Origin of the sequence: Amphibacillus indicireducens (genome assembly GCF_039539605.1) — a bacterium.
GTDB lineage: Bacteria > Bacillota > Bacilli > Bacillales > Amphibacillaceae > Amphibacillus > Amphibacillus indicireducens.
On the sequence record NZ_BAABDL010000123.1, the window covers coordinates 1 to 12,396 of the forward strand.

12 protein-coding genes and 1 pseudogene are annotated in these 12,396 nt (G+C 38.1%); 4 read left to right on the forward strand and 9 right to left on the reverse strand.

Annotated features, from left to right (window positions below):
- Window positions 1-99: 99 nt before the first annotated feature.
- Window positions 100-1,041 (forward strand): GDSL-type esterase/lipase family protein, encoded by a 942-nt coding sequence (locus ABD814_RS11340; protein WP_344913231.1) that lies wholly within the window; start codon window positions 100-102, stop codon window positions 1,039-1,041.
- Between the two features lie 29 nt (window positions 1,042-1,070).
- A complete protein-coding gene (locus tag ABD814_RS11345) occupies window positions 1,071-1,688 on the forward strand; it encodes a YpmS family protein (protein WP_344913233.1) in 618 nt (205 codons plus the stop codon).
- A 43-nt stretch (window positions 1,689-1,731) separates the two neighbouring features.
- Here the strand turns inward: ABD814_RS11345 and ABD814_RS11350 are convergent, their stop codons facing one another.
- From ABD814_RS11350 to ABD814_RS11375, 6 genes and pseudogenes are all read right to left on the reverse strand, one after another.
- Complete coding sequence (locus ABD814_RS11350) at window positions 1,732-2,556, reverse strand: DUF4097 family beta strand repeat-containing protein (protein ID WP_344913235.1); 825 nt, start codon at window positions 2,554-2,556, stop codon at window positions 1,732-1,734.
- Window positions 2,557-2,559: 3 nt separating this feature from the next.
- The gene (locus ABD814_RS11355) at window positions 2,560-3,123 is read right to left on the reverse strand and encodes a DUF1700 domain-containing protein (protein WP_344913237.1); all 564 of its coding nucleotides are present in this window, start codon (window positions 3,121-3,123) and stop codon (window positions 2,560-2,562) included.
- 12 nt (window positions 3,124-3,135) lie between these two features.
- Window positions 3,136-3,779: pseudogene (locus ABD814_RS11360) on the reverse strand (response regulator).
- Between the two features lie 4 nt (window positions 3,780-3,783).
- Window positions 3,784-4,809, reverse strand: a complete 1,026-nt coding sequence (locus tag ABD814_RS11365) for a sensor histidine kinase (protein WP_344913239.1) — start codon at window positions 4,807-4,809, stop codon at window positions 3,784-3,786.
- Entirely contained in the window at window positions 4,806-5,525 is a 720-nt protein-coding gene (gene liaF, locus ABD814_RS11370; RefSeq protein ID WP_344913241.1) for a cell wall-active antibiotics response protein LiaF, read from the reverse strand. Before liaF ends, ABD814_RS11365 begins: the two co-directional genes overlap by 4 nt.
- Window positions 5,526-5,824: 299 nt before the next feature.
- Window positions 5,825-6,481, reverse strand: a complete 657-nt coding sequence (locus tag ABD814_RS11375) for a hypothetical protein (protein ID WP_344913243.1) — start codon at window positions 6,479-6,481, stop codon at window positions 5,825-5,827.
- 205 nt (window positions 6,482-6,686) lie between these two features.
- Between ABD814_RS11375 and mscL the strand changes: the two genes are divergently transcribed.
- Window positions 6,687-7,064: a large conductance mechanosensitive channel protein MscL gene (mscL, locus tag ABD814_RS11380; RefSeq protein ID WP_344913245.1), complete on the forward strand. Its 378-nt coding sequence runs from the start codon at window positions 6,687-6,689 to the stop codon at window positions 7,062-7,064.
- Between the two features lie 61 nt (window positions 7,065-7,125).
- On the opposite strand, the gene ABD814_RS11385 is transcribed toward mscL, so the two are convergent.
- From ABD814_RS11385 to ABD814_RS11395, 3 genes are all read right to left on the reverse strand, one after another.
- On the reverse strand, window positions 7,126-9,279 hold the full coding sequence (locus ABD814_RS11385) for a DNA topoisomerase III (protein ID WP_344913247.1): 2,154 nt from the start codon (window positions 9,277-9,279) through the stop codon (window positions 7,126-7,128).
- 42 nt (window positions 9,280-9,321) lie between these two features.
- A complete protein-coding gene (locus tag ABD814_RS11390; protein ID WP_344913249.1) occupies window positions 9,322-9,723 on the reverse strand; it encodes a DUF4181 domain-containing protein in 402 nt (133 codons plus the stop codon).
- Window positions 9,724-9,873: 150 nt separating this feature from the next.
- Window positions 9,874-10,473, reverse strand: coding sequence for a nitroreductase family protein (locus ABD814_RS11395; protein WP_344913250.1), 600 nt, complete (start codon window positions 10,471-10,473; stop codon window positions 9,874-9,876).
- A 182-nt stretch (window positions 10,474-10,655) separates the two neighbouring features.
- Here ABD814_RS11395 and ABD814_RS11400 point away from each other — a divergent pair, with 182 nt between their 5' ends.
- Window positions 10,656-12,275, forward strand: a complete 1,620-nt coding sequence (locus ABD814_RS11400; RefSeq protein ID WP_344913252.1) for an ABC-F family ATP-binding cassette domain-containing protein — start codon at window positions 10,656-10,658, stop codon at window positions 12,273-12,275.
- The last annotated feature ends 121 nt before the right edge of the window (window positions 12,276-12,396 follow it).

Sequence of the window (12,396 nt, forward strand, 5' to 3'; positions counted from 1 at the left end):
TAACTGGCATTCACTTTTGGCAATTTAATGGGCAAATCACCTATAAAAAATCAAGTTATGAATAATGCAGGTACAATTATATTGAATGGGTGTTAGCTGATGACGCGACGACGAAGAAAACAATTATTTTGGACTGGCTTATCAATATTGATACTGGCTGGTTTTCTATATTTACTCCTCAGACCAAATCCAATTTACCAAACGACAATCACAGAACCAGATCAAGAACCGATTGATGAAGTAATCAGTCAAGTCGAAAGTATGGATGAAGAAGTTCAAACCGCAACAAACGATCTATCGCAAAGTTTAAAAGATGCAGTCGAGCAAACGATCAACGTTTTCACACAAAATGACTACTACGTAACGGCGATTGGTGATTCCTTAACACAAGGGGTTGGTGATGAAACAAATCGAGATGGCTACTTATCGACTGTGAAACGGCGTCTAACTGCAATGGATTACCGTGTTCGAATTGAAAACTTCGGTCATCGTGGCTTTCAAACCGGGCAAGTTATCGATCGCATTCAAGAAGAGAGCGCTGTGCAACGTTCAATTCGACGTGCCGATATTGTCTTGCTGACAGTTGGTGCAAATGATATTTTGCAAATTGTTCGTGATAATATTTTGAATTTAGATGAGGGTGCCTTTGATGCAGAAATCGATGCTTATGAAATGCGATTAGGAGAACTAATCGATTTAATCTTGTCATATAATGAAGATGTAGAAATTTTTCTGATTGGCTTTTATAATCCGTTTGAAGGTTATTTTGATGAGATTGAGGCATTGGAAGAGATTTTAGTTGATTGGAATAATGTAGGGCAATCAGTATTTGAGAGTTATCAGACAGGACATTTTATTCCGATTCATGATTTATTTCAAATTGATCAGGTGAATTTGCTTGCTAATGATAATTTTCATCCGAATGAAACGGGTTATTCTTTGATTGGAGCACGTGTATTGGAAGCTGTTTCTCCAATTTTTGAGCAGTTAGCTTTAGAAGATGACATGCAAATGATCGATGAGAATACGTCGATTGAATAAGTTAAGTAGTTAGGCAAAGGAGGGATATTTTGAAGCAGCGGAATTGGCAGATGTATTTTTTAATTTTATTTGGGACCAATTTAGTGATCATAACAGTTATCGTGATTTTCATTTTTTCAACGCCACCGCAATCTGATCCTTTACCTAATCCGATTTCGATTGATGAGCCTGGTGCGGAATTTAAAGTTGAGGCAACAAAGGAAGATTTAAATCAATTAATTAATGACTATTTAGGACAAGTTATCCAAGCTGATTCAGCTAATTTTTCAGTTCAGATCGATCAAGATATCCATCTCTATGGAACCTTTTCTGCCTTTGGTGTGCCGATTCCAATTAATATTCGCATGGATCCAGATGTCCAGCCAAACGGAGATTTAGTTTTACTCATTACTGAAATGTCACTTGGTTTGCTCAATTTACCAAAGGATCGAATTCTTCATTATTTTAATCGACAAGTTGATACACCTGCCTGGATCTTTTTGGATTCGGTCAATGAACAAATCTATGTTGCTGTCACTCAAATAAATATTCAAAGCAACATTCGTTTTAGTATGCAGGAGTTGGATTTGACCGATGAAAATATTTCTTTTTCAATTAAAATTTCTCGTGCAGGTGCTGTCGTAAATGAAATCGATGCAAGCGGGTAAAATAGCTAACTTATGCAATGATAAGTTAGCTATTTCAATTTTCCTAGCGTCCCCAGTTTAAGGTGATATTACCGATGTCAGTTGATGCATCAAGTCTCGGTATTGCTCTACTATCGGCAGAGCGGAATTCAATAATTGGATCATCAACACCCTTGACATCCCCTAACTCCGCCTCCAATCGTAGTGAGTAAAACTCTGGTTCCTCTGGGATATGAATCTTGATATTACCAATATCAACATATGCCTCAACATTACCCTGCCATTCAACTAAATCAAGATCGATCTGACCAACATCGGCGGATAAATACCAGTCTCCAACGACATCAATTAAATCAATGTCTCCAACATCGACCTCTACACTACCTTCAGACGTCTCAAAACTACGCCCTTCCAGATCTCCGACATTAATCACACCAGTAAATTTAGCAAATTTCAGATCATTGATACGGATTTTACCAACATCAACTCGTGCTTCAACTGAACCATTAAATGATTCGGGGATCCCAACACTTACAGTCAGATTCTGATGATTCCAAAAAGGAAAAATATTAACTTTAGGAAATCTTGAGTGATGATCAATCGTCATTAATAATCGATCACCAGATTCCTTAACTTCTAACAGCTCATCGATTGACTTGTTACTTTTTCCACGGACATCAATTTGAATTGTCGCTTCATCTGTCGGGAAAAAATAAATCTCCGCAAGATCACTCTTAATATCAATCGCACTAATTTCTTCATTTTCAACCTCAATCGTGCGCCCTACCGTATCGATTCTGCTTCGTCCAATTAACTGATTCCAGTTAAAAATCGTTCCTAACACACCGATGACTAAAATTGCCAATCCTACTAAAGCAAATTTTTTCATCTTCTATCCTCCCCTTACCATTCGATTCATCGCATCAAAGTAGGCACGTGTTAGACGACCAGCCAACCTTGATAAATAATGCATCGCAACAAATAGTAAAATTCCAAGACCTACTGCAGCTAAAATCGGATAAAACTCTGGGAAAAGAATCGCGCCATCAGACCAAAGGGAAATTAATGGTGTAGCCATTAACACAATCGAACTAATCCAAATCCCTATTCCTGCAAAAAAGATACCAATCGCAGGACCTAAAACAAACATCAGATTAACAATAATTAAAATGATCAGTAATAAATAGTTGATTGGTTGATCTTGTCGAGCTGAACTTGTCGGCTGATCTTGATTAACGACAACAACCTCTTCTCGATCAGGCTCAATTTGGTCGGCATAAATCGCCAATTCCTTTTCGGCATTTGCTTTCGGTCTCCCTAATAACAAAATTGTATCCTCTTCCGAGCGTTCTCCATCAAACTGATCACGATAATGATCAATAATCTGCTTTTGTACATCGCTAGGTAATGAACGTAAATAATAAGCCAATTCCTGTAAATAGCGTTTTTGATTCATGATGTCCTCCTCCTAGTCAAAACTTTTCTCTACTAATTTGTGTTCATGCGCGTAAATCGCAGCTTGTGTCCGATCGGCAACCTCTAACTTACTAAGTATATTGCTAACATGGACTTTGACTGTTATTATAGCGATAAAAAGTTGATCAGCAATCTCTTGATTTGTTTTTCCAGATGCAATAAGAAGTAAAATTTCTCGTTCTCGAGCTGTTAAATCTTCATGTAATTCAGGTTCAGCGTCACCACGCATTTTCGCCATCATTTTGCTCGTCACTTCTTGTTCAAAAACAGATCTCCCCGAGCCGTTCTCCGAATCGCATCAGCAATATCACTTGCTTTCGATGTTTTTAAAACGTAGCTTGTCGCTCCCGCTTCAAGTGCGGGATAGACTTTATCATCATCAACAAAACTTGTCACCATCAAAATTTTTGCTTCCGGCCATGCTGCAATAATTCTTTTTGTTGCCTCGATCCCATCCATTTTATCCATCACAATATCCATTAAAATTAAGTCTGGTCTCAATTCCAGTGCTAGCTTCACACCATCCTCACCATTCGAGGCCTCTGCAATGACTTCAATATCTTTTTGTGTTTTTAAAAATGTTGTGACACCGATTCGAACCATTTCATGATCGTCGACAAATAATACTCGAATCATCTTCTCACTCCTCACGATTTAACGGAACGTGGACCGTAATCTTTGTCCCTTGATTTGGTAAACTAACAATTTTGAACTGCCCACCCATTTCTGTCGTTCGTTCTTGCATATTGGCAAGTCCATATGAACCTGATAAAGCCTGGTCTGGATCAAAGCCTATTCCATCATCAATCACGGTTAAAATAGCGATATGATCACGCTTGATAAATAATACATTAATTTGATTTGCTTTCGCATGTCTAAGTGCATTCGATAATGACTCTTGTAAAATGCGAAAGAGGTTATCTTCGACTGCTCGATTGAGCGAGATCTCCTCTGTTTGCCAATTAATTTTGAGGGGAACTTTTTCAACTAATTCCGAGATCAATTGATCGATTCCAGCTTTTAACGATTGATCTTTTAATGCAATTGGACGTAAATGAAGGAGCAGTGCCCGCATTTCTAACTGAGCTTGTTGAATCATTTGTTCAACTTGTTCCAATGGTTGGGCAATTTGATCAACACTTTCAAGCGCTAACTCATTGATCGCAGAAACGAGCATCGATGCGGCGAACAATTCCTGACTGACTGAATCATGCAGTTCACGCGCCAATCGATTCCTTTCTTCTGTCAATCGCGCCTCTATTTTTTCCTCTTGATCTTCAAGTTGCTCACTGATAACTGCTTGCATTCTTTTAGTTATTTGACCAAGTTGTAGTTGAAGCTCACTGATTAATTCTAGCGTTTGATTGATGAGTTGATTTTTTTCAGTATCTAGTAAGTTTGTATCTGTTTTTCCGGTTAAAACTTGGTTTAATTTTTCATTAATAATGCGTACTTGGCTTTTTTGGTTTTGATATGTGACAAATCCAAAAATGGATCCGATCACGATGACTATAAAAATAATTAGAAACAAGATTGGTAAACCAACAAAGCTTTGGAACCAAAGTAAACGCCAGTCTAAAATGTCATACTGCTGAAACAGTAATAATAGCAACGTGATGACCAGTGAGGCTGCGAAGAAAATCCCTCTAGCAATCGCCTTTCTCATCCTCGTACCACCTCGATCTTTCCAGCAATCATCGATGTATAAATTTTCACACGTTGATTCGCTTGGTGATAATTTTTAGTTTGGTAATGAATCACTCGATTCGTGAACTGATCATATCCATAACCAAAAATATCAACTGATCCAAGGAAAACAGAATGATGGATACTCACTTCAACATCGTATGGAACAATGATTTTTATCGTCCCAGCAAGGTGACGAATTAAAATTAATGGCTCGCCCTTCGGTAAAACAGTCTGGGTTAAATCAATCACCGTTTCACCAAAAAGTGTCTGGCTATTATAGTCTTGCCATTGATAAGCCTGCTCACCAAGTTTTTGACCACCAAACCATTTGTTTGAATATAATATTTCAGTTTCTTCGATTGGCTCATCATCAAATTGAACGACACGAGCTGTCTGTTTCGTGTCTGATTGGTTTTGCACATATTGAATGATAAACCAAATGATCAGGACACCAAATAAAATTCTGAAGAAAATTCGATCGAGCAAGATCGATGCAATAATAATCATCACAATCCAGAAAGTCACCCGATAAGGTTCTCGGTAATAGTGCTCCCAAGAATAGTATGCAATTGCACCCAAGAGAATTAACCACAAGATTTGGTTTGAACTGAAGAAGATAAATTCAAATAGAAACACAGCCGAACAGATTATGATTAAAATTTGAATTGGTTTTTTATCAAATAAGTTATGCATAAGCGTTCTCCTTTGTCTTTAGAATGAAACACTTGATTTGATAATTTAATTTTAGCGCTCTTTTCGGGATTATGTAATGATCTCTAGTTATATTTTTAACTAAGACTTGAGGCTTAATAAGGGGGGTGTTGATAACATGAGGTTATTTGAAGAAACTTCCCGTTGTGATTTCTGCACAGGTTCAAGAAAATACAGACGAGTTCAGCGAAATGTAGACAAGTCGGAGAATAATTGATATTTTTAAGACTATCTAATGATTATTAAAAAAGCTTAGCAGGATTTTCTGCTAAGCTGATCGTTTAGAGACGGAAGTACCGCCATGTTTTGATGACGCGTTTTGTTGTGCGCTTGACTTGATAATTCATAAAATAATAATAAATGCTGAAAGTTTGGCGCATTGATCCAGTAACTTCGTCTTCAGGTTGATAATTGAAATAAGGATATTGATTTAACTCACCTTGATAAACCAATTGTAATTGTTCCCAATTACGTAAATCTTGTGGCCGAATCAGGCCGGCTGGTTTTGCATTATGATAGATCCCACACTCTTTAAGTAACGTCGCGACAAATTGAGAACAGAAAAATGCATTGTGGCGATGAAACTCAATATTCATCATGACTCCAAATAAACCTAAAAAATTATAACGATATAAGTGCTCTTGCGCTTCCATAAGTAAAAGTTTTTCCCTTAATTGATCATATTCCTGTTCAGTAACCTTCAATTGATAGATTGCACAGTTCGAATGAAGAAAGAATGGCAAATTAATATTCTCTCTTACAAATCCACCAATGAAAGGGTTCTTTGGTCGCTTTCGTCCAAAACTGTATACGAGATCGAGTGATTCATCAAGTGAGATTGAGACATGATTAAAAGATGCTCTTGTGTATAAATCTATCGTTCTTGCAAGCATTGTACCAGTACTTGAAAATAATAAATAGATATTTTTTGTTTTCATCTTAGCCTCCTCCCTATCTCTATAGACAGATATTTAAACAAAAAAGTTTCATAAATTTATCATCATTATACAGAATCCTTTTACAATTAGATAGCTAAATTTGAATTCCCAGCAAATATACGTCTCTAGCAGTAGAGTTTGTGATAAAATAAGGATCATCTATCAAAAAAATATTTTGCTTATACAATGAAAGGAATGACAGGTTATGTTGAAGGATTTTAAGGAGTTTATCGCCCGTGGAAATGTGTTAGATTTAGCAGTTGGAATTATTATTGGTGCTGCTTTTAGTAGCATTGTTTCTGCTTTAGTAGACAATGTGATTATGCCTTTAATTGGGCTATTTATGGGTGGGATTGATTTTTCTTCTTTAGCGATTACTGTTGATGATGCGGTGATTGAATATGGTTTATTTATTCAGAGTATTGTTGACTTTTTAATTATTGCCTTCTCGATCTTTATTTTTATTCGTTTGATTAATTCGGTTAAGCGGAAAAAAGAAGCGGTTGAAGAAGAGGCCGTGGAAGAAATCGATGAGCAGACTGTACTGCTGACTGAGATTCGTGATTTATTGAAGGAAAAATAAAGATCATTCATTGAAAACAACCCAAACATCAAAAAGGTTTGGGTTGTTTTAATTACTTTTATTATTGCTTAAATTTTTTCAATGCGTCAGCTAAAGCTGTGTTAGTGAATTCTTCTTTATTATTTTGTTTCATGTATTTGTTTACATCGCGTTTTGAGGCACGTTGTTGGTTGTTGTTTGCTCTGCGCTTTTGAAAGGCAGATAATTTCTCACGATGCCCACACTTACAAGAAAACGTTTGAGCCTCTCCCGTTCCGCGTAATTCCATCTTCTTATAACAATTCGGACAACGTGCATTTGTCGTACGAGCAATGTTCTTCTTCTCACCACATTCGCGATCTTGGCAGACCAACATTCGCCCTCGCTTACCATTAACTTCAAGCATCAACTTACCACAACTCGGACATTTCGTCCCGGTAATATTATCATGCTTAAACGTGCTATCCGTGTTTTTAATTTCGCTCACAACTGTCCGTGTATAACGTTTCATTTCTTTAATAAACGCGTCTTTTTTTAACTGTCCTGATGCAATCGCCGCTAACTGATCTTCCCATTCAGCCGTTAAAACAGGTGAACGTAGATCAGCAGGCACAAGCTCTAACAGCTGACGACCTTTTGAGGTTGTGAAAATATGTTTACCCCGACTTTCAATATAGTGGGTATTGAACAACTTATCGATAATGTCCGCCCGCGTTGCCACTGTGCCAAGACCACCCGATTGCTGCAGCGTTTCAGTTTGTTTACTGCTTCCAGTATCAATATATTTTGCCGGATTTTCCATCGCTTGAAGCAATGTTCCCTCAGTGAACCGCTCAGGTGGTGACGTCTCGCCTTCTGTTAATTGAACAGTCAACTCAATCGGATCACCCTCTTTAAGTGCCGGCAAGCGGGTCTGATCACCTGGATCTTGATAGAGCATTTTCCAGCCGGGATCAATGACATTATTTTCATTTAAAGAAAATAACTCACCTGCAATCGTAACTTCTACTTTCGTCTGCTCAAAACGATATGGCGCTGATAACACTGCCAAAAAGCGCTTAATGACAAGATCATAAATTTTCCGTTCCCGATCATCGAGTTTCGCCAGCATCACCGGTTCCTCAGTTGGAATAATCGCATGGTGATCAGTCACCTTTTTATCATCAACATATGATTTATTTGCCTTAATGCCTGACTTTAAAATCGTTCGAGCTGCAACCTGATACTCACCAACCGCACACGCATCGACCCGATCCTTCAACGTCGGCACAATATCACTTGATAAAAACTTCGAATCCGTTCGCGGATAGGTCAACACCTTATGCTGCTCATACAACTTCTGCATAATCGACAACGTCTGCTTCCCAGAATAACCGAACGCCTTATTTGCCTCCTGTTGTAACGACGATAAATCATGCAGAGGTGGCGCAAAGCTTCTTTTTTCCGTCCGCTTGATTGACTGAATTTTTGCCTGCTTGCCTTTAAGTGTAGCAAGCAGTTTATCAGCTTTTGTTTTGTCAAAAATTCTCCCTTGATTGTTTTGATCGTGCCAATTTAATCGCAAACCTGATCGATTCTCAGCTTTTATGCCATAGAACTTCCGCGGTTTAAACTGATTAATCTCTTTTTCACGCTCGGCGATCATGGCTAAGGTAGGTGTTTGCACGCGACCACTAGAGAGCTGCGCATTATGTGTCGTTGTCAGGGCTCGTGTCGCATTTAAGCCGACATACCAATCCGCTTCAGACCTCGCTGCGGCAGCTTGATAAAGTGAATCATAAGCATTACCTGGTTTTAATTTTGCAAACCCGTCACGAATCGCTTTATCAGTTACCGAAGATATCCACAGACGTTTGATCGGCTTATTGATCCGTGCTTTTTCTAGAATCCAGCGGGCGACTAACTCCCCTTCTCTCCCAGCATCCGTTGCGATCACAATCTGGCTAACGTCGTTTCGGTTCAGTAGTTTTTTCACAGTTTGAAATTGTTTGTTCGTTTGGCGAATGACGACGAGCTTGAGTCGATCTGGAAGCATCGGTAAATCTTCTGAGCGCCATTGTTTGTATTTGGGATCGTATGCTTCTGGATCAGCTAGCGTGACGAGGTGCCCGAGTGCCCATGTGACGATATATTTTGCTCCTTCGAAATAACCGTTTCGTTTGGTTTGGCAATTTAATACACGTGCCATGTCACGACCAACGGAAGGTTTTTCTGCGAGGACAACTGTTTTACTCAAAAAATCAATCCTTTCTTTCCCTATTGATTAGGGGAAAACTGCTTAAATATAAAAAATGACGTATAGGTAATAAAAGATAATTAAGACAACTATAATCGACACGTTCATCAGTGTGATATAGGCTCGCTTTGGTTGATCGGTTTTATTCCATTGAAACCAGGCGCGAATCAGTTCCATAATAATAAATAGAACGGGAAAAATGATGTATGGTGACGCGACATCGAACATATTTGCTTGTACGAGATCGGTCATCGTAAATAATAAAAACAAGATCAAAAATAGGATCGATAGGCCTAAATCGATTTTTTGGTGCTGGTTGTTAACAAATCTGCCTGTGCCTGAAGGTAATTTCTTTAGTTCGAATTTTTTGGCCAGAACTCTTTTAATGATAAATTGAAACACAACGAGTAGAACTAAAATTAAGAAAAACGTGATAACTGTCATAGTGCCTCCTTCTAGAACGTCTTTTACTAAATGATAGCAATTTGTGCTTGATTAGTAAATAAAGAGCTTGTATTTTGTGCTCATTCGCAATAATAAAAACGAATCGTATGTAAACAAAAACCTCCTACTTATAGGAGGTCGATTGATATTTTATTTAAAAACTTTTACACGATCTGCGATTGGTTGTTGTTCTTTAGCTGGGCGTTCGCCTTCTGGTTTACCGAATGGCATTTGGCCGCGTAGCAACCAATCTTCAGGAATACCCCATTCTGCTTGAACTGCTTGATCGACTAATGGGTTGTAGTGCTGTAGTGTTGCACCTAAGCCTTCATTTTCAAGTGCTGTCCAAACAACATACTGCAACATACCTGATCCTTGCTCTGACCAAATTGGGAAGTTGTCAGCATATAGTGGCATTTGCTCTTGTAGGCCGCGAACAATTGACTGATCTTCGAAAAATAGGACTGTTCCATATCCTGCTTTGAAGCCGTTGATTCTTGCTTCTGTTGCTGGGAATTCATTTTCTGGAACAATTTTTTTCAATTCTGCTTTTGTTAATTCCCAAAACTTATCACTTTCTTGATTGAATAAAACGACAACGCGTCCACTTTGTGAGTTAAACGCATAAGGTGTGTGTTCGATTGCAAATTGAACAACTTCCTCGATTCTTTCTTCTGATACTATTTTCTTATCGGCAATCTGATACACAGAGTAACGATCTGCAACTGCTTGGTAAAAATCTTTTGCCATAATAAATCCTCCCTAAATTTCTTCTCTATAATAGACGTACTTGACTATCATTCCACTTTTTCTAAAATAAATAAAGAAATATGCTTAGCTTTTTTATCGGATTAATTTTAAGAGTGATAATTGACTTAACGTGCCATTTAGCATAAGCTAGGCACAGGTTATATATTTTGGAGGAATGGACTATGTTACAAGTATCAAATGTTAGTTTACGTTATGGTGATAAAAAATTATTTGAAGATGTCAATATTAAATTTACCGCGGGGAATTGCTATGGTTTAATCGGAGCAAATGGTGCTGGTAAATCAACCTTTTTAAAAGTATTATCTGGTGAAGTTGACCCACAGGCTGGTCATGTTTCATTAGAAAAAAACAAGCGGATGGCCGTTTTGAAGCAAGACCATTTTGCTTTTGAAGAATTATCTGTCATTGAAACAGTCATTCGTGGCCATGATCGCCTTTATCAAGTGATGCAGGAAAAAGATGTGATTTATGCAAAAACAGATTTTACCGAAGAAGATGGGATGAAAGCAGCCGAACTCGAAGGAGAGTTTGCTGAATTAAATGGTTGGGAAGCTGAATCAGATGCTAGTGTTCTATTGAAAGGACTCGGTATCGGGGAAGATTTACAAGAAAAGAAAATGGCTGAGCTCACCGGTTCTGAAAAAGTCAAAGTCTTACTTGCTCAAGCGCTATTCGGATCACCTGATATTTTACTGCTCGATGAGCCAACAAACCACTTAGATATTCAAGCAATTCAATGGTTAGAAGAATTTTTAATTAACTTTGAAAACACAGTTATTGTTGTCTCGCACGACCGCCACTTTTTAAACAAAGTGTGTACGCATATTGCTGATGTTGATTTTGGAAAAATTGAGCTTTATGTTGGGAACTATGATTTCTGGTATGAGTCAAGCCAGCTTGCGTTAAAAATGTCACAGGATCAAAATAAGAAAAAAGAAGAGAAAATTAAGGATTTACAAAACTTTATCGCACGCTTTAGTGCGAATGCATCGAAATCGCGTCAAGCGACATCAAGGAAAAAAATGCTTGAGAATATTACTTTAGATGATATCAAGCCATCTTCTCGTCGTTATCCTTACGTTGCTTTTAAGCCTGAACGTGAAATCGGAAATGATTTGCTCAGAGTTGAAGGCTTAACGAAGACAATTGATGGCGTTAAAGTATTGGACAATGTTAGCTTTACGTTAAATCGTGAAGATAAAGTTGCCTTTGTTGGACCGGACGATATCGCAAAAACGACACTATTTGATATTTTAACCGGCAAAATTGAGGCCGATTCAGGTTCTTACTCGTGGGGAATTACAACGACACAGTCATACTTCCCGAAAGATAATAGTGAGTTTTTCGAAAATAGTGATCTGACATTAGTCGAATGGCTTCGTCAGTATTCACCAGAAGATGAAACAGAAACGTTCTTACGTGGTTTCCTAGGACGAATGTTATTTTCAGGTGAGGAAGCGTTGAAAAAGGCGAGTGTTTTATCCGGTGGTGAGAAAGTTCGTTGTATGCTAGCAAAAATGATGCTCTCAAGTGCGAACGTCCTTCTGCTTGATGAGCCGACAAACCACTTAGATCTAGAATCGATTACAGCAGTGAATAATGGGCTGATTAATTTTAAGGGAGCACTCTTATTCACGTCACATGACCACCAATTTATTGAGACCATTTCAAATCGCTTAATTGAGCTTACACCAAATGGGGTCATTGATAAGCAAATGAGTTACAGCGAGTATGTGAGTGATCGCAAATTACAAGCAGAAATCGCAAAATTATACGCATAAAACAGGGATTAATTTCCCTGTTTTTTCATTTTCGTTCACAAAAATGTCATATTAAGTTGTGACAACTTTGTGAATTCGCTTTTTTCCTTCCCGACAAAATGCGAGCTGATCATGTTCTAAA

Bases quoted from the DNA above. Each gene is read 5' to 3' on its own strand.
- ABD814_RS11340 (WP_344913231.1), top strand. From the start codon at position 100: ATGACGCGACGACGAAGAAAACAATTATTTTGGACTGGCTTATCAATA.
- ABD814_RS11350 (WP_344913235.1), bottom strand. From the start codon at position 2,556: ATGAAAAAATTTGCTTTAGTAGGATTGGCAATTTTAGTCATCGGTGTG.
- ABD814_RS11355 (WP_344913237.1), bottom strand. From the start codon at position 3,123: ATGAATCAAAAACGCTATTTACAGGAATTGGCTTATTATTTACGTTCA.
- ABD814_RS11365 (WP_344913239.1), bottom strand. From the start codon at position 4,809: ATGAGAAAGGCGATTGCTAGAGGGATTTTCTTCGCAGCCTCACTGGTC.
- liaF (WP_344913241.1), bottom strand. From the start codon at position 5,525: ATGCATAACTTATTTGATAAAAAACCAATTCAAATTTTAATCATAATC.
- ABD814_RS11375 (WP_344913243.1), bottom strand. From the start codon at position 6,481: ATGAAAACAAAAAATATCTATTTATTATTTTCAAGTACTGGTACAATG.
- mscL (WP_344913245.1), top strand. From the start codon at position 6,687: ATGTTGAAGGATTTTAAGGAGTTTATCGCCCGTGGAAATGTGTTAGAT.
- ABD814_RS11390 (WP_344913249.1), bottom strand. From the start codon at position 9,723: ATGACAGTTATCACGTTTTTCTTAATTTTAGTTCTACTCGTTGTGTTT.
- ABD814_RS11395 (WP_344913250.1), bottom strand. From the start codon at position 10,473: ATGGCAAAAGATTTTTACCAAGCAGTTGCAGATCGTTACTCTGTGTAT.
- ABD814_RS11400 (WP_344913252.1), top strand. From the start codon at position 10,656: ATGTTACAAGTATCAAATGTTAGTTTACGTTATGGTGATAAAAAATTA.